Raw genomic sequence first — 25482 nt, 5'->3', positions numbered from 1 at the left:
TATATCAACGAAACATTATTAGTAATTTAAATGAAGCATCTAACCCTAATAATAGTAGTATGTACTTTAATTTTATCTTGTCAAAAAAATATTGAAATTGACGAAAATAGATTATTTATAAAAGGAGGAATTAAAAGCGGATTAGTAATCGTTAAAGTAAAAGACAATCGATTAAAAAAAGACAATAAGTCATTTCCTCTCTTATACTCTATAATTGAAAAAGCGCGCTTAAAAATTAATAACGAAGGTATATCATCTCATTACAATCATGGTGAGGAGGAACATTTCTTGAATAAAAAAACATTTGAATATAAAAACGAACTCTATTTTAACATTAAAAACGACTTTTACGAATGGACTTTAGAAAAACCTACTAGCAATAAAACTTACGAAAAACTGCCAATTAATTTAGAAAAAGAACATTGGTACATTATACAGAACATTCAATTTAGAGAATCTAATAGTTATTTGAGATTTTACATTAATAAAAATGGAGAATTTGAATATAACGATTTAAACTATGTCATGGCAAGTCCTATCTAAATCATATAAAAACAATCTCACAAACCTTAATTTAACTATTAATAACAACTTGTTTTAATAGCTTAATAAACACTAAACTGCTTATTCTAAAAACTTGACTTTCTAAAAAAAATAGTCGAACTTCGTTTAACGTATGATATAAAACATTGAAACGATTTTATATCAACAAAACATTAAACAAACCTCTTCAAAATTCATATAAAATAAAAAAGCACAGTCCTAAAACTGTGCTTTTCTATTTTGTACTATTTAGAAATTCAATAAATGAATCTCCTAACACATTATTTTTTAGGGATATTTTTCAAAATCTCTAAAACAAATTTCCAATATTTTTTAGCCGAAGAAATCTGAGCACGTTCATCTGGACTGTGCGCTCCTTTAATATTTGGTCCAAAACTAATCATTTCCATTTCAGGATAATTCTGTCCAAGAATACCACATTCTAATCCTGCATGGCAAGCAGCAATATGTGCTTTTTCGCCATTCATTTCTTGATATAAGTTATCTAACACTTTTAATATAGAAGATTCCATATTTGGTGTCCAACCCGGATAATCTCCCGACAGCTCAACCTCGCAACCTGTAAGCTCAAAAGTAGCACGTAGCATGTTTGCTAAGTCCATTTTAGAACTCTCTACCGATGAACGCGTTAAACAACCAATCTTAATAGCGCCATCTTTAATAATTACTCTAGCAACGTTATTAGATGTTTCTACCAATTCTGGAATATCCGCACTCATTCTATGCACACCATTTAAAGCCGCATAAATAGCACGTGTTACACCTTCTTGCACACCTAGATCCATTATTTTTTCTGGTGCATCTATTTTAGAAATTGCAACCTCTAAATCCGGTTCCATAGTTTTCATTTCTGTTTGAATAGATTTTGCAAGTAAGCTCATTTCTGTATTAAATGCCTCTTCGTGCATAGCATCTATAGCAACAATCGCTTTGCTTTCTCTTGGGATAGCGTTACGTAAGCTTCCTCCATCAATTTCAGAAATCCGTAAACCAAAGTTTTCAAAACCATCAAACAATAAACGGTTCATTATTTTATTTGCATTACCTAAACCTTCATGAATTTGCATTCCTGAGTGTCCACCTTGTAAACCTTTTACAACAATTTGATAACCAATTTTAAATTCTGGTGTTTCCTCCTCTTCGTAAGTTCTAGTTGCAGTAACATCTATTCCTCCTGCACAACCTACTCCAATTTCATCGTCTTCTTCTGTATCTAAGTTTAAAAGTATGCCTCCAGAAAGCAGGCCTCCTTTTAATCCCATAGCACCCGTCATTCCTGTTTCTTCATCTATGGTAAATAAAGCTTCAATTGCAGGATGCGCGATAGTTGTACTTTCTAAAATAGCCATAATAGTTGCAACACCAAGACCATTATCTGCACCTAAAGTTGTGCCTTTTGCACGAACCCAATCACCATCTACATACATCTCGATACCTTGAGTATCAAAATCGAAAGTAGTATCTCCATTTTTTTGGTGCACCATATCTAAATGCGATTGCATAACAGTAGTTACACGATCTTCCATTCCTTTAGTTGCTGGCTTTTTAATAATAACGTTTCCAACTTCGTCTTCTATAGTTTCTAAACCTAGTTTTGCTCCAAAATCCTTCATAAAAGCAATTACACGTTCTTCTTTTTTAGAAGGTCTCGGCACTGCATTTAAGTCGGCAAATTTGTTCCACAATTCTTTTGGTTCTAAAGCTCTTATTTCTGAATTCATCTGTTATTTTATTTTATGAATTGCAAAAGTACAAAAAAGACTTGTGGTGATGTTAAAACCGAAGCCATCTAACAGAAAATTAACTATTTTTGAATTATGCTGAAAAACAAAAAAATATTAATTGCATTCTCTATAATTCCTGCGTTTCTATTAGTAAAACTACTTGCTAAATTCCCAGAGTTTATTGAAACCTTTTACAGCAAAGGTTTATACCCAATAACATCAAAACTGTTTCGCTATACTTTAGGCTGGTTGCCATTTTCGTTTGGAGATATTGTTTACGCGCTTGCCATTATCTATAGTATAAAATGGTTTATTAAAAATAGAAAGCGCATTTTTAAAGATTTTAGAAATTGGTTAATAGATGTGTTTTCGGCTTTATCTATTATTTACATTGCTTTCCATTTGTTTTGGGCAATGAATTATTACCGGTTACCGCTTCATGAAAACCTGAATTTAAAAGCAGATTATACTACTGAAGAACTACTAAAAGTAACTCAAAACCTCATCGATAAGTCTAATGCTATTCATCTTAAAATAACAAAAAACGATACTGTAAAAGTAGAATTTCCTTATTCTAAAACTCAAGTTATATCTAAGGTGCCCGAAGGTTATTCGGCATTACAAAAAACATTTCCGCAGTTAGAATATAAAGGAACGAGTATAAAAAAATCTATGCTTAGTTTACCATTAACGTATATGGGTTTTAGCGGATATTTAAATCCGTTAAGTAACGAAGCTCAAGTAAACAGTTTAATTCCTGTGTTTAAATTTGCTACTACTGCTTCTCACGAAGTAGCACACCAATTAGGATATGCTGCAGAAAACGAAGCTAATTTTATTGGCTTTTTAGCAGCCACAAACAACGAAGATATTTACTTTAAATACTCTGGTTATACTTTTGGTTTGCGTCACTGTTTACACGAAGTTTACAGACGTGATCCAGAACAATATCAAAAATTTGCTGCAACAATTAATCCTGGCATTTTAAAAAACTATCAAGAGGTTCGCGAGTTTTGGGACAACCATAAAAACCCAATAGAACCTTTATTTCATTCTACTTATAGCACATTTTTGGAAGCCAACAACCAAAAAGGAGGCATGAAGAGTTACAGCTATGTTGTAGCATTGCTTGTTAATTACCTTCATGACAAAAGACTTTAACAATATTCATTTGCTTTAAAGCTTATCTAATTACTATATTTAGTCCTTAATATTTTTTCAAACCAACTCATGATTAAAAAAACTCTACTATTCGTTTTTCTTGCGTGTACAATTAATCTTTTTGCACAAGAAAACATCCCAAAAAATGATGGTGTAAAAACCATAAGTTCCAATTACACTGCCGTAACTAACGCTAAAATTCACGTCTCGCCTACTCAGGTTATAGAAAATGGAACTTTAGTAATTAAAGATGGTAAAATAGTTTCTGTTGGAGCAAACATTTCTATTCCTAAAAATGCTGTGGTTACAGATTTATCTGGTAAAAGTATTTATCCTTCTTTTATAGACATTTACTCTACTTTTGGAGTTGAAAAACCTAAAAGACCAGAAGGTAATTCGCGAAGACCACAATACGATGCCGCAAGAGAAGGCTATTATTGGAACGACCATATTAGAGCCGACCAAAATGCAATCGATAAATTTAAGTACGACGGTAAAGAAGCTAAAAAGCTTATGGAAGCTGGTTTTGGAGTTGTAAACACGCATATAGAGGACGGTATTATTCGTGGTACAGGAACCTTAATTGCTTTAAATTCTGAAGGCAGTGATGCAAATAGAATATTAAAAGAACACTCCGGACAGTACTTAGGAACTAGTAAAAGTAAAACATCTAAACAAGCCTACCCAACATCAATAATGGGTGCTTTTGCACTATTGCGCCAAGTAAATATGGATGCAAAATGGTATGCCTCTGGAGCAGCAAAAGAAAAAGATAGAACTTTAGAAGCTTTTAACAGAAACAAAAATCAGGTTCAAATTATTGAAGCTGGTAGTAAATTAAATGCGTTGCGTTTAGATAATATTGGCGATCAATTTAACACGCAGTATGTTTTTGTTGGTGGTGGTGATGAATATGAGTACATTAAAGATATTAAAGCAACTAACGGAACCTTTATTTTACCATTAAACTTCCCAGATGCTTACGATATGGAGAATCCGTTTTTAGGAAACTCTGTCGATTTAGCCGATTTAAGAGAATGGAACCAGAAACCACACAATCCAAAAATATTAGCAGATAACAATGTAAACTTTGCGCTTTCTACATACAAGTTAAAAGATGCAAAAGAATTTATACCTAATCTTTTAAAAGCTATCGACGCTGGATTATCTAAAGAAAAAGCATTAGCAGCATTAACTACAATTCCTGCTCAAGTTTTAGGGCAAACGAGCACATTAGGTACATTAAAAGCTGGAGCTTATGCTAATTTCTTAGTCACTTCTGGAGATGTATTCGAAAAGAAAACTACAATCTACCAAAACTGGGTTACTGGTATTAAAAATGAATTAAAACCAATGGATAATAGAGATATTCGTGGTGATTACACTTTTAATATAAAGAACACAGATTACGAATTAACAATTAAAGGTGAAATTGAAAAGCTAAAAGCAGAACTAAAAGCTAACGATAAAAAACTAGGTTCTAAAATTAGTTTTAATGACGATTGGCTAAACCTTACTTTCTCTACAGTAGATACTACAAAACAAGAATTTATTCGTTTGGTTGCTAATATAAACAACACCTCTACTTTTAACGGAAAAGCTATTTTTCCGAATGGAAATGAAGCCTCTTTTACAGCAAAAAAATCAGAAGTTAAAACAGCCGACGATAAAAAAGAAGCCGATGATAAAGATGACAAAAAAGAGAACAAATTATTTCCTGTAACCTATCCTAACATGGCGTATGGTTTTGAAAGCTTACCACAACAAGAAACTTTATTATTTAAAAACGTTACTGTTTGGACTAATGAAGCCGATGGTATTTTAAAAAATACTGATGTATTAATTAAAAATGGTAAGATTTCTAAAATCGGTAAAAACTTAAGTGCTTCTAAAGCACAAATTATAAATGGTGAAGGCAAGCATTTAACAGCTGGAATTATAGATGAGCATTCGCATATTGCAACCTCATCGGTTAACGAATCTGGACACAACTCTACCGCAGAAGTAACACAAGAAGATGTTATTAATCCAGAAGATATTGGCATTTACAGAAACCTTGCTGGTGGTGTAACTTCTATTCAAATACTACATGGTTCTGCAAACCCAATTGGTGGTCGTTCGGCAATTATTAAACTTAAATGGGGAGAAACAGCTAATAACTTAATTTACAAAGATGCTCCTAAATTTATAAAATTTGCTTTAGGTGAAAACGTAAAACAAAGTAATTGGGGAAGCACAAATACAGTTCGTTTTCCACAAACAAGAATGGGTGTAGAACAGGTTTATACCGATTATTTTCAGCGTGCAAAAGAATACGATGCTAAAAAGAAAAGCGGACAACCTTACCGAAAGGATGTAGAAATGGAAGTGATTGCAGAAATATTAAACAAAGAGCGTTTTATAAGCTGCCACTCTTACGTACAAAGTGAAATTAATATGTTAATGAAGGTTGCAGAGAAATTCGACTTTAACATTAACACCTTTACACACATTTTAGAAGGTTACAAGCTAGCCGATAAAATGAAAGCACATGGTGCTGGTGGTTCTACTTTTAGCGATTGGTGGGCTTACAAATACGAAGTAAACGATGCCATACCATTTAACGCGGCAATTATGCACAATGCGGGTATTACAGTTGCTATTAATAGTGATGATGCCGAAATGTCTAGACGTTTAAACCAAGAGGCTGCAAAATCTGTTAAATACGGTAACGTAAGCGAAGAAGATGCTTGGAAGTTTGTAACCTTAAATCCTGCAAAACTATTACATATCGATAATCGTGTTGGTAGTATTAAAGTGGGGAAAGATGCAGATGTTGTTTTATGGAGCGAGCATCCAATGTCTATTTACGCTAAAGCGGAAAAAACAATTATTGAAGGTGTAACGTATTTTGATATTAATCATGATAAGCAATTAAGAGAAGCTATTAAAAAAGAGAAAAACGAATTAACATCGTTAATGCTTCAAGCTAAAAACAAAGGTTTAAAAACGAAGCCAATTGAGAAGAAAGAGAAAGCTCATTTTCACTGTGATTCTGAGTTTTAGAAATTCCTAGACAGTTTTACTCTAGTAGCTTACTTTTAAATTAATAAAAAAGTGTTTCGCTTTCGCGGAAATAATAAAATACAATTAGAATGAAAAAATTAAAATATAACATACTGGCTTTTGCTTTATTACTTTCATCGGTAGTAATTGCACAACAAACTCCGGCATCTAAACAAACAAATGCTATTTCTATTGAAGGTGCAACGGCACATCTAGGAAATGGACAAGTGATAGAAAATTCACTTATTATGTTTAACGATGGGAAAATTACTTTTGTTGGTAGCGCAAACATGAAAATTGCACGCCAAGGTAATGTAATGCAAGCCCAAGGAAAACATATTTACCCAGGTTTTATAGCACCAAACTCTACTTTAGGATTAGTAGAAGTTGATGCTGTTCGTGCCAGTGATGATGCCGACGAAGTTGGTGCAATGAATCCACACATTAGAAGTTTAATCGCTTATAATACCGAGTCTAAAATTGTTGAATCTATGAGACCTAACGGTGTTTTAATGGGACAAATAACACCTCGTGGCGGACGTATTTCGGGAGCTTCATCTGTAGTACAGTTTGATGCTTGGAATTGGGAAGATGCAGCTATTAAGGCCGATGACGGTATTCACATGAATTGGCCAAGTCCGTTTTCTCGTGGTCGCTGGTGGTTAGGTGAACCTTCTATGTTAAAAGAAAACAAAGATTACAAAAAACAAGTTGAGGAATTAAGCACTTATTTTGCTGAAAGTAAAGCATACCAAGCAAGTAATAAATCGCCTAAGCATTTACCTTTCGAGGCTTTACAAGGCTTAATTAATGGTTCTAAAAAGTTATATGTACATGTAGATGCCGAAAGAGGGATTACAGACGCTATTACTTTTACTAAACAAAACAACATAAAGTACTTAGTAATTGTTGGTGGTTATGAAGCTAATAAAGTTAGTAATTTATTAAAACAAAACAACGTTCCTGTTTTATTACAACGTGTACACAGCAAACCAAAAAATGATGACGATGATTACGATCTACCTTTTAAATTAGCAAATGAGCTAGTAAGATCTGGTGTATTAGTTGGTTTAGAAAATGCAGGAGATATGGAACGTATGAATGCTAGAAATCTTCCTTTTTTAGCAGGAACTTGTGCTGCTTACGGTTTAGATAAAGAACAAGCTTTAAGTTTAATAACTTTAAACACTGCAAAAATTTTAGGTGTTGCTGCTAAAGTAGGTTCTTTAGAAGTTGGAAAAGATGCTACACTTTTTATAAGTGAAGGCGATGCTTTAGATATGAGAACAAATAAGTTAGAAAAAGCGTATATTCAAGGTAGAGATATTAGTTTAGAATCTCACCAAACCGAGTTATACAAACGTTACTCTAATAAATATAAAAACTAAATATTATGAAGGTTTTATTATTCTTTTTACTACTAAATTTCATGGCTTTCTCTCAAGAAAAGGAAGCACTTACTAAAACACAGCCTCTATTTTTATCCACACTAAATATAGATGGTTCTTATTTTACGCAAACAAATTTAGATGCTATTTCAAAAAGTATAAAAACAACCTCCTCTACTCTAGTAAAGTTAGACAAGATTGATCATCGTAACCTAGTGGCATTAACTAGAAATGCTAATAAAATCTATAAGTATTCAGATTTTAACTCTAAGTCTAATTTAAATGTAGCGTTAGATAATGTTATGTTTTCTGGTAATTTTTTCAATCCGAAAGAAACCCATTACACCGCATTATATAAAGAATAACAAAATAGTACAAACAAAAAAAAGCGAGCTCCGTTGCTCGCTTTTTTTTATTCCTTTATATTATATTACTCAACAGCAACTACTGGTTTCTTGTAAAAAGAATCTTCTTGAGTCGTTTTTGTTAACTTAACATCTGTAAACAATAAATCGTTTTTCATTTCACCAATAGTGAAACCTTCAGCTTTATACCATTCTAATTTAGATGGTAACTCTATACCATTAACCGTTTGCCAATCTGCATAACGTACAAAGTTAAAACTAGCAGCTTTCTCTTTAGAGAAATAAGTAACTGTGTAACCTAACCAAGCCATTTTATTTGTATCGGCATCATAATATAAAATATATTCATCGTCCGAAGATTGTCCAACACCAGCATCGTAGCTAATTTTTATTCCAGGATATTCTTTACCGTTATAAACTAAAGGCTCTACATCAGAATAAGAGATACCGTTATCTGCAAAAACAAAAGGCATACTATAGAAGTAAAACATTAAGTTGTAGTAAAACTCAGGTTTTCCTTCGTATTTATTATCTCCTTTATCCATAACCCAAGCATCAGTACCATCGAAACCTAACTTAAAAGCATCAGTTTCTATTAAAGAACGTCTGTTTTGTAAATCTACTGTTGTTTTTTCATCACCAGTAGGTTTTTTCATTGTAAACTCTAATGTTTTAAAGCTATTCCAAGCCTCTACACTACCATGTGCATTAAATACTTTAGACACATTTTCTGGATATATAGAAGTTGTAACATCTAGTGTTTCTTCAGCGTAATCTATACTTTCAACTGGTTTTGTTTCTTGCTTACAAGATGCAAATAGGATAGCTACAACTGCTAATATTAAGTAATTCTTCATAAAATATTTTGTTAGTTTTTATTGTTTAAGAGTATTTTGTCGTAACCCGAAACTTATCATTACAAAAAAAGCTTCAGTAAATTACTGAAGCTTTTTTAAAATTTATTTAGACTGCTATTTACTCTACAAAAGTTCCATCTTCTGGCTTTGCAAATACTTTAGAGTCTGCTGCTGTTGTAGACAACTTAACATCTGTAAATACATTTGGAGCTTTAGCTTTATCTGTAGGCTTATCGTTTTTAAAACCATAACCTGTTATCGAATTTGGTAGTTTTAAACCATTTACTTCTTGCCAATCGCCGTATTTTCTAAAATGTAATTCTTTTTTATCTATACCTTCAACAAAAGAAACGGTATAACCTAACCATTCCATTACATATGTTTCTGGATTGTAGTACATAACGTAACGATCTTCTGGTGTTTCGCCAACTCCTGCGTTATAAGTTACTTGTATTCCTGGATACGTTACACCATCTATAACAAGAGGTTCTGCATCTGCATAATTAATACCATCGTCTGCTAATACAAAAGGCATCGCATAGAAGTAAAACATTAGGTTATAGCCAAACTTAGGATTGTAACCTTTGTAATCTCCATCAGTTTTATTTACAAACCAAGGTGTTTGTCCATCGAAACCAATTGTTGCATTTGGACTATCTATTAAAGCCTCTCTTGAATCTAAATTTGTTAAAGTTACTTCTTTACCAAATTCCTTTTCTTGACTAAAAGAAAGCGATTTCATAGATTTCCAAGCATCTATTCCTCCATGTGCATTAAAAACTTTAGTCAAATTTTCTGGATAAGCAGGTGTTGCTACCTTTGCTTTAACAGATTCCATAATAGCCTCTTTTTCTAATACCATTTCTTTTTCTTGCTTGCATGCAAATACTGTAATTAGTAAAGCAAAAAGGAATAATTGATTTTTCATTTGTTGTATTTATATTTTTGGTTTTTATAAACGTAAATTTAACGCTTACAAAAAAAGCTTCAGCGTTAACTGAAGCTTTTTAACTTAATTTTATAACTATTATTCTATTATTAACTTTTTAACGGTTTGGGTATTTTCGTATTTCAGTTTTACAAAATATAGTCCAGACATTAGGCTTTTTACATCAAGCTGTAATGTTTGGTTTATAATTGTACTTATCACCATTTTTCCTTGAATATCTATAACCTCAACGGTGGCATTTCCGCGTGAAGCGTTATTCAATTTAATATTTAAAATACTTGTTGCAGGATTTGGGTAAAAAGCAAAATCTATAGTATTAAATTCTGTGGTGCTTAAAGCTACATTTACTTCTAAATAATCTGCTGTTCCACTAGCATCAGTATCATCATCTGTTGGATCTCCATTATTATTGTAGTCTTCGTTAATTGTTAAAACACCATCACCATCGTCGTCGTCGTCTAAATAATTTTCAATTAAATCATTATCAGTATCCACGAAAGTGTGTTGTGCAGTTTTACCAGAAACTATGGCAATTTCATCTATTGTAGGTACATTATCACCATCATCGTCATCGTCTAAATAATTAGGGATGGTATCCATATCTGTATCATCATCGTCTAAATTCCCGTTTCCGTTTATGTCTTCATCTGTATCTGTTACACCGTCTGCATCACTATCGACACAACTTACTTCGGTTACTGTAAACGAAGTGTATCCTGAATTGCATCCGGTATTATTGTCAAGCACATATAAATCATAAACGTCTGCCATAACTACAGTAAGTGTTGGTCCAGTTTCTCCTGTCAGAATAATACCATTCATATACCAATCAAAAGAATAATTACCTGTTGAAGTATCGAAACCAGAATCTATAATAACCGATTCTCCTGCACAAAAACTGTATTCGCTATCTAGTGTCACTGTAGGTAATTCGCTTACAGTTAATTGCAAAGCAACTGAATTTACACAACCTGAATCGTTATCTTCTGCTCTCACGTAAACAGTTTGCGGGTTAGCTGTATTGTAATACGGACTAACAATTTCGACTGTACCATCGTTAATCTCCGCTCCTATTTGTGTACTAAAGTAGGTTAAAGTAATATTTGTTTGGCCATTTAATATTTCTGCATTAGCATATTCTAATACAAAATCTTCCATCTGATCACCTGTATTATTCACATCGCATTGATTTAATATTGAAGGTTGAATTAGTAATGGTAGAGAGTTAACAATTATATCAAAATCTACCAATGCAAAACAGCCAGTTATGTTGTTCTCTGCTCTTGCATAAATAGTTTGAGATGGATTTGTATTTGTAAATTGTGTTGGAGTTGCAATTGCATTTGTGCCAGACACAGCATCTATTTGACTTGCATAATAAGTAATGGTTTGCCCAGATTCACCGTTTATAATAATCGCGTCGTTTTGTGTTAAATCGAAAGCATAAAAGCCGTCATTATTATCATCGCAAACCTCTAGATCATTAGGCAGTCCAGGAGAAGGGTTTGGTAAAACTCTTATCGTTACCGTAGTGAATACGTAACAACCAGTATTAAAATCGCTTACTCTAATATATATTGTTTGTGGTCCATTAACAATCTTTGAGTATGCTGTTGGTGCTGGAATACCATTAATATCTGACTGTGCATCTGCATTAGTCTCGTAGAAAGTAACTGTATAATCTGTATTTCCTCCTGTAATTTCTGGAATCTCTTGCGTTAAATCGAATACTCCAATATCATCGTTATTAGAATTATAATTAGCGTCTAATTCATCGCATTGCTGCAATTCGTTATCATAATATGGATCTATAATTGGTGCTCCTTTAACTACTAATTGTAATGCTACAAAACTAGCACAATTTGTAGATGTAGAAGCATTTTCAACACGCGCATAAAGCGTTTCAGTGTTTGCTACAACATTACTGTATGTGTTTGATAACATATTTACATTATTCGTTGCATCTGCCATTGTTTCGTAATAAGTAACGGTATAACCAGGTGCTCCTTGTGTTATTTCAATGTCGGCATCTGTTAGTATAAACGTTCCAAATCCATCGTTATCTTCATCGCAATATTCTAGTGGTGCTGGTGTAAATACAGTTGGACTTTGGTTAACAACTAAATCTAAAGTTGTAGTATCAAAAGTACCTGAACTCAACTCCTCTACTCTTACATAAACCGTTTGTGGGTTTGATGTATTTGCATATGGACTTGGTAACGGATTCATGTCTGCATCTGCATCCATTTGAGTTCCGTAATACATTACTGAGAAATCATTAGAATTCTGACTTCCTAAAACCTCAGCATTACTTATAGTTAAATCAAAGTCAGCGATACCATCTGAAGAAGCATCATCACAAACCTCTAAAGGTGTTGGCATATTTGCTACTTGAGAATAACTTAAAAATGTAAAGAGAAAAGCACTTAATAAAAGTAATTGTTTTTTCATAACGGTTTGGTTTAGTTAATTGGTTAATGGATAGTATGGCGAATAAAAAACAAATATTCTTACTTCCTAGTTTATTAATAGATACTAAAAAACAAAAAAGGTTGCGTGAAAATCGTGAGTAATTTTAGTTACAAACAATAGATTTAGCGTAAATTTGTTTCAGTTATAAATATAAGATTTTCCTTGGTTAAAATGAATATTAAACAGATAAATAGCACCCAAAATGCATTAGTAAAACAAATTGTTTTATTGAAAGAGAAATCTCGCGAACGTAAAAAAACAGGTTTATTTTTAATAGAAGGTGCTCGTGAAATTGAATTGGCAACAAAAGGAAACTATACATTAAAAACTGTTTTGTTTTATGCTGAATTATTTACTGTTGAAAACCTTAGAGCGCTTAATTTAAAGACTACTGAAGTTATTGAAGTTAGCAAAGAAGTGTACCAGAAAATAGCCTATAGAGAAACTACCGAAGGTATTATTGCTATTGCAGAAAGTAAACAAAATACTATTGAAGCGTTAAATTTTAAAAACGATAATCCTTTAATTTTAATTGCCGAAGCTCCCGAAAAACCTGGAAACATTGGCGCTATTTTACGTACCGCAGATGCTGCAAATGTAGATGCTGTAATTATTGCAAACCCGAAAACAGATTTATACAATCCAAACATAATACGTTCTAGCGTTGGTTGTATTTTTACCAACCAAATTGCAACTGGTTCTACCCAAGATATAATTGCTTTTCTTAAAACTAAAAACATTAATATTTACTCTGCTATTTTACAAGAATCTCAAGAGTACCATAAGCAAGATTACACGCAACCAACGGCAATTGTTGTTGGTACAGAGGCTACGGGATTAAGTGATGCTTGGCGTAAAGCTGCAAAACAAAACATTAGTATTCCTATGCAAGGTGCAATAGATTCTATGAATGTATCTGTAGCTGCTGGTATTCTAGTTTTTGAAGCTAAAAGACAACGTGATTTTAAATAGGAGCAAAAAAAATAGCTTTTAGAGCACTAAAAGCTATTAATCTTAAGTGTTTAAACAATCTATTTAATTATTCTTTTGTAATTTATACCTTCGTTAGAAATTAATTTAACGAGATAAATTCCATCATTATAATTCTGAAAATTTATTTCTAAATTATTACTTTCTACTTTTGCTTTAGACGTTATTAATTGGCCTTGCATGTTATAAATTTCTACTTTTAAAACACTACTATTACCATCTTCAATAAATAAAATATCTTTTACAGGATTAGGATAAACCTTCACTTCTTTCAACTCAAAACTATCCACACTTAATAATGCGAGATCTGTTGCTATTTTAAAGTTATTAGTTATAAAACTACCTGTAAAACTATTTCTCATATTTACATAAATAGTCTCTGGATCCATTGTGTTTGTATACGCTTCTGGATTAGTAATCTCATTAGTTTCGGTTTCCGCATCAGCTAACGTTATATAGTATTTAAAATCGAAAGTATAAATTGCGGTATCCACTGCTCCCAACATTTGTGCTTCGTTAACACGTAAATTAAAAACAGATGATCCGTTATTATCTGCATCATCAATTACTACATCGTCTGGTTCTTGTTCCATAAGTGGCATAGCACCAAAAGAGCTTTTTCTAATAAACAAAGCACTATCGTAAGCGATATCTGCTGCATCTGCAATAACAATTTTTATAGAATAAATATCTCCAATCACTAAATCTCCCAAAAGCATAAAAGCCTTTGTTTGTCCGTTAAAATTTATTGGCGAATCTTGAGGTAAAACATAATCTGGATTTGCTGTTGCGGCAGATACATCGTAATTATACCTATCAAAATACACTTGGTTTGTTGGTGCACAAGAGTTGTTTCCGCCACCGCGAACGTTTAATATAGAAATAGGATCGCTAGTACCTGGCACCAATGCAATATTTTGCGATGTTCCGGTAACAATATTTGTTAAGATAAAAGCAAAAGTATCTGGAAAATCGCATTCAAATGCACCATATTCTTCAGAAGCTAGTATAAAATCTAAACTCACTGTTGGCACTTGCGCTTCAAAATCGAATAGAATAAAAGATGCATTATTTGTACTCGATACAGCAGTATGAAATTCTAAATCAGTATCTCCTGGCCATGCCGAACTACCAAAGCTCATAGTAGTAGTATTTGGACCTGGAATAGACATAACATTTCCTGTGCTTAATACAATACCTTCGGTAAAATCTAAATCGGTACCATTAGAATTAAAAGCAGCAAGTCCATTAACACTCCCAAAATCTAATCCAGAACTTGAAATAAAATTAGACGCTGGAAAATTAGGGTTTCCTATTAACTCATCTTCAATAAGTTGTTGTGTTGTATAACTTTCGTTTATTGTAATTTGTGCAAAAGAATAATTAAATGCAATTAAGATTGCTAAAAGTAGTAGTTTTCTCATATTGTGTGGTTTAGAACATAAATATATAAAAAATCTTATTGATTACCTTTGCATAGATTTTAAAATTAATCTCTAATTCTATTAAATGACCTCAACTACTTTATTCTATATACTTATTGCTATTTTAATAATTAGCTTTATTGTCGATCAAATTTTAGATGCCTTAAACGCAAAGCATTATAACGATACTATACCAGAAGTTTTAAACGATGTCTACGATAAAGAAGAATACCATAAATCTCAGGATTATAAGAAAACAAATTATAGGTTTTCCTTATTAACCGCTGCTTTTTCTTTGGTATCAACCTTGGCTTTTTTCTTTTTAGATGGTTTTGCTTTTATAGACGAATTAGCAAGAAGCCTTAGTACTAACGAAATAGTAATTACACTTATATTCTTTGGTATTATTATGCTAGGTAGCGATATATTAACGACACCTTTTAGCTATTACAAAACCTTTGTAATAGAAGAAAAGTTTGGATTTAACAAGACCACAAAAAAACTTTTTATAGCAGATAAATTAAAAGGTTGGTTAATGATGGTTATTGTTGGCGGTGCAATATTAGCTTTACTAACATGGTTTTATCAAACTACAGGAAACACATTCTGGATGTATGCTTGGGCATTAATTACGGTATTCACCTTATTTATGAATCTCTTTTACTCAAGACTAATTGTACCTTTATTTAACAAGCAAACACCATTAGAATCTGGAAGTTTACGAGATGCTATTTCTAATTATGCACAAACCGTAGGTTTTAATTTAGACAAAATTTTTGTTATCGATGGCTCTAAACGTAGTACCAAAGCAAATGCTTATTTTTCTGGATTTGGAAGCGAAAAACGCGTAACACTTTACGATACTTTAATTAACGATCTTGAAGAAGAAGAAATAGTTGCCGTGCTAGCTCACGAGGTTGGCCATTATAAAAAGAAACACATTATTTTTAATCTTGTAGCCTCTTTACTATTAACTGGTTTTACGTTATACATTTTATCTCTTTTAATTTCTAATCCATTATTATCTGAAGCTTTAGGAGTCTCGAAACCTAGTTTTCATATTGGCTTAATTGCTTTTGGTATTTTATATTCTCCAATCTCTACAATTACTGGTTTAATTATGAATTGGTTTTCCCGTAAATTTGAATACCAGGCAGACGATTATGCAAAAAACACATACAAAGCCGAACCTTTAATTACGTCGCTTAAAAAGTTATCTAAAAATAGTTTGAGTAATTTAACACCGCATCCTGCTTATGTATTTATGCATTATTCGCATCCTACGTTGTTAGAGCGTTTTAGTAATTTGAAGAAATAATATTAACTTGATTTTGTAAAAAATAGTCGAACTTCGTTTACGTAACATATAAAATATTGAATTGATTTTTTATCAACAAGTCATTTACAATAATTAACCCAAACACAATATAATGATTGATTTTTTAAAGTACTTTTCTCCTTTAGCTATACTAGTTTTTATTTGGGGTATTTATCAATATTTTGATAAAAAAAAGATTGAAAAAACTGAATCTAGTAGAACAGAACGCATAAAATATTTTGACAAACTTCAATCTAAATTAAATGAATTAAGGTATATCTTGATCGAACCTCATTCAGAGACAACTAAATCCACAAGAATATTAAATACTAAACTGATAGGTTATGAATTAGAGACAAATACAAAAATAAAAGCTTTAGAAGAAATCAGTAAAAAACTTGAAAACTTAAAAGATTCAAGTGTAGAAAAAAAAGCACTTATAAAGAAGCAGAATGAGATTGTTAGCTATTTAAGTAAAAAACACATAGAATCAACGAAATTTCTCGACGATGAAATTCAATCTCTTAGAAATAATATCAAACCATTATCGAGTAAAATAGAAACGAAGACCGCTGAACTTAATGAAATACCGATATTGGGTATGTCATCTATAACTTCAGAAATTTTGACACTGACTTTAAAGTTGAAAGAAATTGTTAATATTATTAAAACTAACGATACTCACACAAGTGAAGGTGCATTAAGTGAGGAATTTACTGATTCAATATTACAAGCTACAGGAACAATCTATAAAATAGAGTCTACCATAAATAAAGAAATTAAATAATTACTGCCATACTGTACATCAAAAATTGCTGGTGTTAGTCTAAACCAAAGGTCGCTGTGATTTTGCTACATCTGATTTTCCTAAGGAAATTCCTCGCTGACAAAACCGCAACTTTTCATACACACCCACTCAAACAAACCTTTTCAAAATATTACTTTCTAAAAACATCTATTTATTAAGAATAAACTCAAGTATTCACTACAACTAAAGATTTCATTAAGAAAACAATAACATATTCTCGTGAAAATTGTGTCTATATTTGTAAAGATGAAAGCAAATTTTAAAACAAATAGAATAAACTCAATCTTGTCCATTTTCGGACTTGTATTGTTGCTATTGCTTTCGCCTTGTAAGGTTAGAAATTTTATTCAAGCCGAATTAGAGATTCCTCAAACTACTGTTTTAAACAAGAGTCAAACTACAATTTCTCAAACAAATTGTCAGACTATAGAGGTTTCAGAAAACATTCAATCTGTTTCAAATCCAAGTTTTAATCAACCTGTCTTTCTAATTCCGGAAGCTTTTCCTATTCATTTTACAACCTATTTACTTAAGCATTCTTTTAACCTTAATGCGTCAAGAAATCACGAGGCTTCTAATGTTCCTCTGTATATTTTATACCGTAACCTCAAGGTCTACTCGTAATTGATTTTTTAAACAAAAAAGTTTAAAGCAGTTACTATTTCTGCTATATATCAATTACAAATATTAAAAAATGAAATTTCAATAAAAAACGCTTGAGGTTAGCTACAAGTCTGTAGTTATACTTCGCATTATGCTTAGCCTAATTGTTATAATAGCGAGCACAAATCATCTATTAAATACTAAAAAAGCCGTGAGTAGAATAGAAAACTCATCAATGGGCTTTATAGTGAATATTCTAGGAACACGAGAAATAGCCGTAATTCTGTCTGGAGTTGTAATGCTAGCTGCGGACATTCTATTACTTATTTACTTTAAAAACAAGAGTAGCTTCACTAGTATTAATAGCCATTTTAATTCCTATTACATTAACTATACAGGTTGGAAAAGCAATAACGCTAGCGCTTCTTTTTTTTAGTATTAATTCAAACTTAAAATAAAAAACAATGAAAAATTCAATATTATTTATAACAACATTATTCATTTTACTATTTGGGACTTCCCAATTACAAGCTCAAGACATTAACCTTAAAAGCAATAATTATTTAGTGCTTTCAAAAAACATAAAACAACTTAAACCTGTTTTACTAACTGCTAATGAATTGGCAAAAGAGGATGGTGAAAATTATGGCGCATTCTATGTCATTATCTGTGGTAAAACAGTTAATGATATTGCAAATAATTCCGATTTTAATACGCTTTTAGAAAAGGCTAAATCTCAAAATGTAAAAGTCTTTGTTTGTGGTATATCTCTTAACAAATTTAATATAGACCATAACACAATGCCAAAAAATTTAGAAATAACTCCTAATGGTATATTACACGGTTTCCAATTAACAAAACAAGGCTTTATTGCTTTAACTATTTAAAAAAATGAAAAATATTAGTATAAAAAACGATGCTGGACTATTGGCTTTAGCATTAAGATTAGTGGTAGGTTGGACTTATTTTTCAGCCTTTTGGAGAAGAACTGCATTAGCTAACAAACTTGATCCTGAAGCTGCCGGTTATATTGGCGAAAAATTTAATGCTTTTTTACCTAATGCCTTAGGTATAAAACCAATCATTCAATATCTAGTAGAAAATCCAGATACACTTTGGGTAAATATGGTAATTTTTACTATTGTAGAAGGAATTGTAGGTTTGTTTATTATGTTTGGTTTGTTTACCAGAATAATGAGCATAGGTGTTTTTGGCCTAGCTATGGGAATTCTTTTAGGTTCCGGTTGGATTGGTACAACTTGTCTAGACGAATGGCAAATAGGCGTGCTAGGAATTGCAACAGGTTTTGTATTATTCTTAACCGCTAGCGGAAAATACTCGTTGGATAATTACCTGATAAAAAACAATTTTGCAATTACAAAAAAAAAATGGTTTGCTTGGTTGGCTTCTGGTATTTTACCAATAAAGGAAAGTGTTTTTCCAAAAGTTGTTTTAACAGGTTCTTTATTTATTTTAGGAATAACGTTAATGACAAACCAAGTCTTTCATGGTGGTCTTTGGGGAACACTTCATAATAAATCTATAAAGCCAAAACTAGAAATTAGCGAAGGAAAAATAACCAATAACACAGTAAGTTTTAATATTTTTAGAACCGAAGGTGTTGATGTTTATGGCTCTTGGGTTATTGGTATTGAATTATTAGATAATAACAACAATACCATTTTAGAATATAATCAAGACGATTTGGCAATATTGAATAAAGAAAATATCTCAAATTACTATGTTGCCAAAATAAAACCAGGTAAACACAGCTTAATTATTCCTTTAGGAGCTAAAGCTAAATTGAGTTTAAAAAATGAAATTTTATCCACTTTACCTATAGGTGTTTATAATCTAAAAATAACAGATATAAGTGGTGCTTATTGGGAACACAAAATTAAAAAATAGTAAAGATTAATAGCGGTACGAGTTTGAACTCTAACCGCTATTGCTTTTTTTTATAAAAAATTAATCATCTATTAAATACAGATATTATACAAAAGCACTATTCTAAAAAAAGTATTTTAACAACTCTCCTATTTGTGTTTTATTCATTATTTCTACCCTAAATGGGTAAAACGATATATTAATTTGAACCAATAAAATTGATTTTTCTTCACAAAAAAATACACTAACTTCGTTTAAGTATGATGTAAAACATTGTAGCGTTTTTATATTAACGAGACCTTGGCAATAATTTAAAAAAATGAGGAAATACCTTCAAACATTTAACATTCTAACCGAAAAAGAAATTGAACTTTTTGAAAGTAAAGTTCAGAGAAAGAAATTAAAAAAAGGCGATTTTTTCATCAAAGAAAGTCGAATATCTAAAGAAGTAGCATTTGTAGTTTCTGGCTTGTTTAGGTCATTTTATTACACTTCATCAGAGGAAGAAGTTACCTATTGTTTTACCTTTTCAAATTCATTTGTTAGCGCCTACTCTTCTTTCTTATCTCAAACAAAAACAATTGAAAATATTCAAGCACTATCAGATATAGAGTTATTAACTATATCAAGAGAAGAAATTTTAATATTAGAGAAATCAAGTGTAAATTGGCTAAAATTTTTCAAATTAATTGCTGAACAAGAATACATAAAAATGGAAAAAAGAGTTTTCTTATTGCAAAAAGAATCTGCAGAAAAAAAATACAAAGATTTACTCATAAATCACCCTGAATATTTACAATCAATTCCTTTAAATTTTCTGTCTTCATATTTAGGTATTACCCAAAGACATTTAAGTAGAATAAGAAAGTCAATTACGAATTAGACAAATGTCCTTTAAAAAAAGTATCGAAGTATTGTTCTTTGCGCAAAACAAAGAATAAAATATGAAACAAGTATTAATAATAAATGGACATCCTGACAAAGAAAGCTTTAATTATGCCCTATCAGAAGCTTACATAAAAGGAGCTAATAAAACAAATTCTATAATTTCTCAAATTAACATTGCAGAATTGGAATTTAACCCTAATCTGCAATTTGGTTATCGAAAACGAATGGAATTGGAGCCTGATTTAGTTTTGGCCATAGAAAAAATTAAAAAAGCAGATCATATTGTTTGGGTATTCCCAATGTGGTGGTATGGTTATCCAGCCCTTATGAAAGGATTTATAGACAGAACATTCTTACCGTCTATTACATATCAACCGATTGAAGGAAAAGCATTACCCGAAAAACTACTTAAAGCAAAATCCGCACGATTAATTATCACGGCAGATACTCCTAAATGGTATGATTTTCTGATAATGAAAAGTCCGACAATAAACCAATTTAAAAATGGAACGTTAAAATTTTGCGGAATAAGTCCTGTGAAGACAACTTATATTGCTTCCGTAAAAAATTCAACTTCGCTTTTTAGAGAGAACTGGTTAAAAAAAGTAACATTGTTAGGTGAAAGATTGAAGTAACTACAGCCAACACCACATATCGTTTATTGATAGTTTTTGCCTACCTACAAAAATATTCACAGGTTTTTATTTACTAATCTCCGTGTTTAAACACGCAACTTTCCATGCACAAAACCGTAAACAAACCTATTTCAAAATATTCCTCAAAATAAAAACATCCATTCTTTAATGGTATTTATTTAATACATAAATATACAGTTACCATCCATTATTACAGGTTTAAACAGAAGAATTAAAGTGACTTTATATGTTTAAATAAAAAAAATTAACTTAGCACAACAAAGCTAACCTTTTAAATAACAGACGTAATAATACAACACGCTTAAGTAACGAACCTTTTATGAAAGTAAACACTAATTCTGAAATTACTGCAATACTAGCAACAAATAACGATGGTATAGTATACCAATTTAATACTGATGCCGAAACTTTATTAGGTTACTCTTCAAAAGAGATCATTGGTTTAGAAAAAGCGCCCTTTTTTCTAATAGAAGAAGAATTTAATAATTTTAGAAAAGATATTGCTAATAGATATAAAGAAAACCTGGATTCCGATCCGTACAAATTATTAGCAAAATATAATGGTTACGATTCTCGCGAATGGACCATAATAAAAAAAGACGGCTCTAGGTTTGTAGGGCATTCCACACTTACGCCTTTAAAAAATGAGCATGGAGAAAACACTGGTTTTTTAAGAATAATAAAAAACATAACAAATCAAAAAGAAACAGAGAACGAGCTTTTACGCAAGAATCAAGTATTAAATGCTGCGGAAAAAATAAGCATGATGGGACATTGGCAATTGGATACCATTGCTGATAGTGTAAAATGGTCTAGTAACCTTTTTAATATTTTTGAAGTTGATACCAATCAAGCTTTACGTTTTGAAACCTATTTTAATTTTGTACATCCAGAAGATAAAGCTATTGTAAGTGCATCTTTTGATAAATCTATAAAAGATAAAGTTTTTTACGATTTATTACATCGTATAAAGTCGACTAGCGGTAAAACAAAAACAGTACAATTACTAGGCGAAGTACTTACAGACAACGCAGGAAATGTAATTGAAATTATTGGTACCTGCCAAGATGTTACCCAACAAAGAATGGCCGAAATTAAATTTAAAGGCTTACTTGAATCTGCTCCAGATGCTATGGTAATTGTAAATGATAGCGGAAAAATACAATTAGTTAATAAACAAGCAGAAAAACTATTTGGTTATCGATCTCAAGAATTAATTAATAAACCTGTAGAATTATTAATACCAGATAAATATAAACACACTTCCCATCGTGAAAACTTTTTTAGCATGCCTAAAACTAGAAAAATGGGTGAAGAAGGTGATGATCTTTATGGGCTTAATAAAAATGGAATAGAAATACCAATACAAATAAGTTTAAGTCCTCTTAAAACAGAAGAAGGTTTATTAGTTTCTGCTGCTATTAGAGATATTACAATTCAAAAAATAGCAGAAAAGAAAATAATAGAAGCAAAAAATAGTTTAGAAATTTTAGCCAATAAACTAACGATACAAAATACACAGTTAGCAGATTTTGCACAAATAACATCTCACAATTTACGTGCGCCAGTAAGTAACTTAAATTCTTTATTAGATTTTTATAACATAGCAGAAACTGAAGATGAGAAAGTTATTTTATTTGAAAAATTTGAAATCGTAATAAATCATCTTACAGAAACATTAAACACCTTAATTAAAGCTTTAAAAACTAAAAATGAAACTGTTAAGAACATTGAAACTATTATGTTCGATGATGTTTTAATTAAGACAAAAGAAATATTATCTGGACAAATTTTAAAAACAGGTGCTAAAATAACTACTGATTTCTCACAAAGCCCACATATTGAATACAATAAGTTTTATTTAGAAAGTATTTTTCTTAACTTGTTGAGCAATGCTATAAAGTATAAATCTGAAGAAAGAGCTCCTGAGATTTTTATTCAGTCTGTAATAGAAGAAGGTGTACAAAAACTTATGTTTAAAGATAATGGTCTTGGCATAAATTTAAAACGTCATGGTCACAAAATATTTGGTTTAAACAAGGTGTTTCATAGACATCCAGATGCTAAAGGTGTTGGTTTATTTATGACTAAAACACAAATAGAGTCCTTAGGAGGTAATATAACTGTAGAAAGCGAAGTAAATATAGGTTCTTCTTTCAACATAAATTTTAATAAATAAAAATGAATAAAAATTTCAACTTTTGTATTGTAGATGACGATGACATTTACCAGTTTGCCATAAAAAAAACAATAGAATCTTTAAATTTAACTCAAAAAATTATTGCCTTCTCTGATGGTGAAGAGGCTTTAAATTTTATGATTGAAAATCTTAATAACGACGAAGAGCTTCCTGATGTTATATTATTAGACATAAACATGCCCATAATGGATGGTTTTCAATTTATGGAAGAGTACATTCAAATTAAACCCAAATTAGGTAAAAAAATAACTATATATATGGTTTCTTCTTCGGTTGATCAAACAGATATTGATAGAGCCAATAGAATAAGTGATGTTTCAGATTATATTATTAAACCCATTAAACCAGGTAAAATAAAATCTATTATAGAGAAATTATCTATGCAAGAAAACTAGTAGAAGTTTAAAATTAATAAAAATCTTTATTTCTAGGTTATTAATCTACTCGACTAAAAAATCAAAATACTGATTTCTGTAAGGTTCACCACGTAAGGTAAAATGCCACCACTCTTTAGGATAATTTCTAAAACTATTAGTAAGCATAACAGTTTGCAGTTTTTGTCTGTTTTTAGACTGCTCTTTAGTCAGGTTCTTGTTTTCTACCCAAGATTCGCTTCCAAAAAAATCGAAAGGCGATCCCATATCTAGCGCTTCTCCTGTTTTTAAATCTACAATAGTAATATCTAAAGTACTACCACTACTGTGTCTCGATTTAGAAGCTATATAACCCGATTTAAACAAGTTTCTTTTATTTACTTTAGGATAAAACTGCTGTTTCATTAACGTATCGTTAACCACTTTTGCCCAACGTATAAAATGATTTACTGCACGTTGTGGTCTGTAAGCATCGTATATTTTAATACCTAGATTTTGTTTTACCAATTCTGTCTGCACCTTTTTTAAAGCAACAGCAGTTTGTTTTGTCATTATTGCCACATTGGCATTGTAGCCATCTATTGTTTCGCCAACAAAATTATTATCTCCACAATATTGTAAATCTACATGAATAGAAGGTATTTCTATTTTAGCGTACACAAAACCTTCAGGTAATTGTGCAAAAGACACCATTGTATATAATGTTAGTAAAAAGGAAAAGGTAAATCTCATAGTACAGAATTTATACGCTAATTTAGATAAATAATAATTTATCAATAGTATTTTACTCTTTTACGTTTAGTAATAACTTTAAATTAATTAATATTTATGTTTCCTTCAGAAGAAATAAAACTGAATTTACCTGATGCAGATATTAGTTACTATCCTAATTTCTTTTCTAAAATTGAATCGCAGGCGTTCTATAATTCTATTCTAAATGAAAGCAATTGGCAACAAGACACTATTACTCTTTTTGGTAAAACCCATGCACAACCTAGATTAACAGCTCTTTTTGCTAATAACAACAAACCATATAGTTATTCTAATATAACAATGCATCCCAAAGAATTCTCGGATGTTTTACTAAAAATAAAATTAAGAATTGAAACAAAAACTAATGCTAAATTTACCACTTGCCTAGCAAATTTATATAGAGATGGAAGTGATAGTAATGGTTGGCATGCTGATAATGAAAAAGAATTAGGTGAAAATCCTATAATAGCTTCAGTAACTTTTGGTGCTACACGTTATTTTAATTTAAAGCACCAGAAAGACAACAATTTAAAACAAAAATTACTACTAGAAAACGGTAGCTTACTATTAATGCAAGGCACCACACAGCATTATTGGCAACATCAAATTGCAAAAACAAAAAAAGAAATAAAGCCCAGAATAAATTTAACTTTTAGAATTATAATTTAGATTAACGAAAGTTTTAAACACAAAAAAACCAAAGTCCCTCAACTTTGGTTTTCTGTATTTGCGATATATCTTTGGTTAGATTTAGGGTTACTATATCAAAAAAAAGCGATGCAAATATTAATTAATTAATCCATTGACTAAAAGTATGTCTCTTAGCACACTTCAAATGTAGGGTAGTTATTTTGTTTTAGACGTTTAAGAGCACGCATATTCGATGAAAAGCATTAAATTTTAACATTTAACGATAAAACGCACAATAAAATCGTTTAAAAGCACAATTCAAATAGGGTAAAAAACTATTTTCTGTTCAATATTAAACTGTAAATTTGCGTTATAAGTTTTACAAATAACATCCATATTGTAATACAGTAATTTTAAAATAAATAT

Annotated in this window: 23 protein-coding genes; 17 read left to right on the top strand and 6 right to left on the bottom strand. The window is 31.0% G+C overall.

Features of this window, described 5'->3' with window-relative positions:
* The first annotated feature begins 30 nt into the window (after positions 1 to 30).
* Positions 31 to 543: a hypothetical protein gene (locus tag ASC41_RS14900; protein WP_055437458.1), complete on the top strand. Its 513-nt coding sequence runs from the start codon at positions 31 to 33 to the stop codon at positions 541 to 543.
* Positions 544 to 824: 281 nt separating this feature from the next.
* Here the strand turns inward: ASC41_RS14900 and ASC41_RS14895 are convergent, their stop codons facing one another.
* Positions 825 to 2285: an aminoacyl-histidine dipeptidase gene (locus ASC41_RS14895; protein ID WP_055437457.1), complete on the bottom strand. Its 1461-nt coding sequence runs from the start codon at positions 2283 to 2285 to the stop codon at positions 825 to 827.
* Between the two features lie 96 nt (positions 2286 to 2381).
* Between ASC41_RS14895 and ASC41_RS14890 the strand changes: the two genes are divergently transcribed.
* The 4 genes from ASC41_RS14890 to ASC41_RS14875 all read left to right on the top strand — a co-directional run bounded on the left by ASC41_RS14890 (position 2382) and on the right by ASC41_RS14875 (position 8247).
* Entirely contained in the window at positions 2382 to 3449 is a 1068-nt protein-coding gene (locus ASC41_RS14890) for a DUF3810 domain-containing protein (RefSeq protein WP_055437456.1), read from the top strand.
* Between the two features lie 69 nt (positions 3450 to 3518).
* Positions 3519 to 6494 (top strand): amidohydrolase family protein, encoded by a 2976-nt coding sequence (locus tag ASC41_RS14885; protein ID WP_055437455.1) that lies wholly within the window; start codon positions 3519 to 3521, stop codon positions 6492 to 6494.
* 89 nt (positions 6495 to 6583) lie between these two features.
* Complete coding sequence (locus ASC41_RS14880; RefSeq protein WP_055437454.1) at positions 6584 to 7882, top strand: amidohydrolase family protein; 1299 nt, start codon at positions 6584 to 6586, stop codon at positions 7880 to 7882.
* Positions 7883 to 7887: 5 nt separating this feature from the next.
* A complete protein-coding gene (locus ASC41_RS14875) occupies positions 7888 to 8247 on the top strand; it encodes a hypothetical protein (RefSeq protein ID WP_152971484.1) in 360 nt (119 codons plus the stop codon).
* A 65-nt stretch (positions 8248 to 8312) separates the two neighbouring features.
* On the opposite strand, the gene ASC41_RS14870 is transcribed toward ASC41_RS14875, so the two are convergent.
* The 3 genes from ASC41_RS14870 to ASC41_RS14860 form a co-directional block, all read right to left on the bottom strand.
* Positions 8313 to 9104, bottom strand: coding sequence for a DUF6503 family protein (locus ASC41_RS14870; protein ID WP_055437452.1), 792 nt, complete (start codon positions 9102 to 9104; stop codon positions 8313 to 8315).
* A 118-nt stretch (positions 9105 to 9222) separates the two neighbouring features.
* Complete coding sequence (locus tag ASC41_RS14865; protein WP_055437451.1) at positions 9223 to 10032, bottom strand: DUF6503 family protein; 810 nt, start codon at positions 10030 to 10032, stop codon at positions 9223 to 9225.
* 99 nt (positions 10033 to 10131) lie between these two features.
* On the bottom strand, positions 10132 to 12504 hold the full coding sequence (locus tag ASC41_RS14860; RefSeq protein WP_055437450.1) for a T9SS type A sorting domain-containing protein: 2373 nt from the start codon (positions 12502 to 12504) through the stop codon (positions 10132 to 10134).
* A gap of 192 nt (positions 12505 to 12696) precedes the next feature.
* Here ASC41_RS14860 and ASC41_RS14855 point away from each other — a divergent pair, with 192 nt between their 5' ends.
* Positions 12697 to 13497 carry a TrmH family RNA methyltransferase gene (locus tag ASC41_RS14855; RefSeq protein WP_055437449.1) on the top strand — a complete coding sequence of 267 codons (801 nt, stop codon included), beginning with the start codon at positions 12697 to 12699 and terminating at the stop codon, positions 13495 to 13497.
* 59 nt (positions 13498 to 13556) lie between these two features.
* Here the strand turns inward: ASC41_RS14855 and ASC41_RS14850 are convergent, their stop codons facing one another.
* Positions 13557 to 14939, bottom strand: coding sequence for a T9SS type A sorting domain-containing protein (locus ASC41_RS14850; RefSeq protein ID WP_055437448.1), 1383 nt, complete (start codon positions 14937 to 14939; stop codon positions 13557 to 13559).
* An 85-nt stretch (positions 14940 to 15024) separates the two neighbouring features.
* On the opposite strand from ASC41_RS14850, the gene ASC41_RS14845 reads away from it, so the two are divergent.
* From ASC41_RS14845 to ASC41_RS14800, 10 genes are all read left to right on the top strand, one after another.
* Entirely contained in the window at positions 15025 to 16257 is a 1233-nt protein-coding gene (locus tag ASC41_RS14845; RefSeq protein ID WP_055437447.1) for a M48 family metallopeptidase, read from the top strand.
* 112 nt (positions 16258 to 16369) lie between these two features.
* The gene (locus ASC41_RS14840) at positions 16370 to 17044 is read left to right on the top strand and encodes a hypothetical protein (RefSeq protein WP_055437446.1); all 675 of its coding nucleotides are present in this window, start codon (positions 16370 to 16372) and stop codon (positions 17042 to 17044) included.
* A gap of 267 nt (positions 17045 to 17311) precedes the next feature.
* Positions 17312 to 17689: a hypothetical protein gene (locus ASC41_RS14835; RefSeq protein WP_055437445.1), complete on the top strand. Its 378-nt coding sequence runs from the start codon at positions 17312 to 17314 to the stop codon at positions 17687 to 17689.
* 130 nt (positions 17690 to 17819) lie between these two features.
* Entirely contained in the window at positions 17820 to 18104 is a 285-nt protein-coding gene (locus tag ASC41_RS16675; protein WP_152971483.1) for a hypothetical protein, read from the top strand.
* Positions 18105 to 18132: 28 nt separating this feature from the next.
* On the top strand, positions 18133 to 18555 hold the full coding sequence (locus ASC41_RS14825) for a DsrE family protein (RefSeq protein WP_055437443.1): 423 nt from the start codon (positions 18133 to 18135) through the stop codon (positions 18553 to 18555).
* A gap of 4 nt (positions 18556 to 18559) precedes the next feature.
* Complete coding sequence (locus tag ASC41_RS14820; RefSeq protein WP_055437442.1) at positions 18560 to 19576, top strand: TQO small subunit DoxD; 1017 nt, start codon at positions 18560 to 18562, stop codon at positions 19574 to 19576.
* Between the two features lie 298 nt (positions 19577 to 19874).
* Complete coding sequence (locus tag ASC41_RS14815; RefSeq protein ID WP_055437441.1) at positions 19875 to 20438, top strand: Crp/Fnr family transcriptional regulator; 564 nt, start codon at positions 19875 to 19877, stop codon at positions 20436 to 20438.
* Between the two features lie 61 nt (positions 20439 to 20499).
* Positions 20500 to 21078, top strand: a complete 579-nt coding sequence (locus ASC41_RS14810; protein WP_055437440.1) for an NAD(P)H-dependent oxidoreductase — start codon at positions 20500 to 20502, stop codon at positions 21076 to 21078.
* Positions 21079 to 21418: 340 nt separating this feature from the next.
* Positions 21419 to 23278: a PAS domain-containing sensor histidine kinase gene (locus tag ASC41_RS14805; RefSeq protein WP_055437439.1), complete on the top strand. Its 1860-nt coding sequence runs from the start codon at positions 21419 to 21421 to the stop codon at positions 23276 to 23278.
* A gap of 2 nt (positions 23279 to 23280) precedes the next feature.
* The gene (locus ASC41_RS14800; protein ID WP_055437438.1) at positions 23281 to 23694 is read left to right on the top strand and encodes a response regulator; all 414 of its coding nucleotides are present in this window, start codon (positions 23281 to 23283) and stop codon (positions 23692 to 23694) included.
* Positions 23695 to 23739: 45 nt separating this feature from the next.
* On the opposite strand, the gene ASC41_RS14795 is transcribed toward ASC41_RS14800, so the two are convergent.
* A complete protein-coding gene (locus ASC41_RS14795; RefSeq protein ID WP_055437437.1) occupies positions 23740 to 24405 on the bottom strand; it encodes a M15 family metallopeptidase in 666 nt (221 codons plus the stop codon).
* 96 nt (positions 24406 to 24501) lie between these two features.
* Between ASC41_RS14795 and ASC41_RS14790 the strand changes: the two genes are divergently transcribed.
* A complete protein-coding gene (locus ASC41_RS14790; protein WP_055437436.1) occupies positions 24502 to 25095 on the top strand; it encodes an alpha-ketoglutarate-dependent dioxygenase AlkB family protein in 594 nt (197 codons plus the stop codon).
* Positions 25096 to 25482: the final 387 nt, after the last annotated feature.

This window comes from Lacinutrix algicola (assembly GCF_001418085.1).
GTDB classification, from domain to species: domain Bacteria; phylum Bacteroidota; class Bacteroidia; order Flavobacteriales; family Flavobacteriaceae; genus Lacinutrix; species Lacinutrix algicola.
Note: the sequence above shows the minus strand (reverse complement) of the source record. Positions and strands in the feature narration are given on the sequence as shown.

Bases quoted from the DNA above. Each gene is read 5' to 3' on its own strand.
- ASC41_RS16675 (WP_152971483.1), top strand. From the start codon at position 17,820: ATGCTTAGCCTAATTGTTATAATAGCGAGCACAAATCATCTATTAAAT.
- ASC41_RS14895 (WP_055437457.1), bottom strand. From the start codon at position 2,285: ATGAATTCAGAAATAAGAGCTTTAGAACCAAAAGAATTGTGGAACAAA.
- ASC41_RS14800 (WP_055437438.1), top strand. From the start codon at position 23,281: ATGAATAAAAATTTCAACTTTTGTATTGTAGATGACGATGACATTTAC.
- ASC41_RS14835 (WP_055437445.1), top strand. From the start codon at position 17,312: ATGAAAGCAAATTTTAAAACAAATAGAATAAACTCAATCTTGTCCATT.
- ASC41_RS14875 (WP_152971484.1), top strand. From the start codon at position 7,888: ATGAAGGTTTTATTATTCTTTTTACTACTAAATTTCATGGCTTTCTCT.
- ASC41_RS14850 (WP_055437448.1), bottom strand. From the start codon at position 14,939: ATGAGAAAACTACTACTTTTAGCAATCTTAATTGCATTTAATTATTCT.
- ASC41_RS14860 (WP_055437450.1), bottom strand. From the start codon at position 12,504: ATGAAAAAACAATTACTTTTATTAAGTGCTTTTCTCTTTACATTTTTA.
- ASC41_RS14820 (WP_055437442.1), top strand. From the start codon at position 18,560: ATGAAAAATATTAGTATAAAAAACGATGCTGGACTATTGGCTTTAGCA.
- ASC41_RS14845 (WP_055437447.1), top strand. From the start codon at position 15,025: ATGACCTCAACTACTTTATTCTATATACTTATTGCTATTTTAATAATT.
- ASC41_RS14880 (WP_055437454.1), top strand. From the start codon at position 6,584: ATGAAAAAATTAAAATATAACATACTGGCTTTTGCTTTATTACTTTCA.
- ASC41_RS14790 (WP_055437436.1), top strand. From the start codon at position 24,502: ATGTTTCCTTCAGAAGAAATAAAACTGAATTTACCTGATGCAGATATT.
- ASC41_RS14795 (WP_055437437.1), bottom strand. From the start codon at position 24,405: ATGAGATTTACCTTTTCCTTTTTACTAACATTATATACAATGGTGTCT.
- ASC41_RS14855 (WP_055437449.1), top strand. From the start codon at position 12,697: ATGAATATTAAACAGATAAATAGCACCCAAAATGCATTAGTAAAACAA.
- ASC41_RS14900 (WP_055437458.1), top strand. From the start codon at position 31: ATGAAGCATCTAACCCTAATAATAGTAGTATGTACTTTAATTTTATCT.
- ASC41_RS14870 (WP_055437452.1), bottom strand. From the start codon at position 9,104: ATGAAGAATTACTTAATATTAGCAGTTGTAGCTATCCTATTTGCATCT.
- ASC41_RS14890 (WP_055437456.1), top strand. From the start codon at position 2,382: ATGCTGAAAAACAAAAAAATATTAATTGCATTCTCTATAATTCCTGCG.
- ASC41_RS14815 (WP_055437441.1), top strand. From the start codon at position 19,875: ATGAGGAAATACCTTCAAACATTTAACATTCTAACCGAAAAAGAAATT.
- ASC41_RS14840 (WP_055437446.1), top strand. From the start codon at position 16,370: ATGATTGATTTTTTAAAGTACTTTTCTCCTTTAGCTATACTAGTTTTT.
- ASC41_RS14865 (WP_055437451.1), bottom strand. From the start codon at position 10,032: ATGAAAAATCAATTATTCCTTTTTGCTTTACTAATTACAGTATTTGCA.
- ASC41_RS14805 (WP_055437439.1), top strand. From the start codon at position 21,419: ATGAAAGTAAACACTAATTCTGAAATTACTGCAATACTAGCAACAAAT.
- ASC41_RS14825 (WP_055437443.1), top strand. From the start codon at position 18,133: ATGAAAAATTCAATATTATTTATAACAACATTATTCATTTTACTATTT.
- ASC41_RS14810 (WP_055437440.1), top strand. From the start codon at position 20,500: ATGAAACAAGTATTAATAATAAATGGACATCCTGACAAAGAAAGCTTT.
- ASC41_RS14885 (WP_055437455.1), top strand. From the start codon at position 3,519: ATGATTAAAAAAACTCTACTATTCGTTTTTCTTGCGTGTACAATTAAT.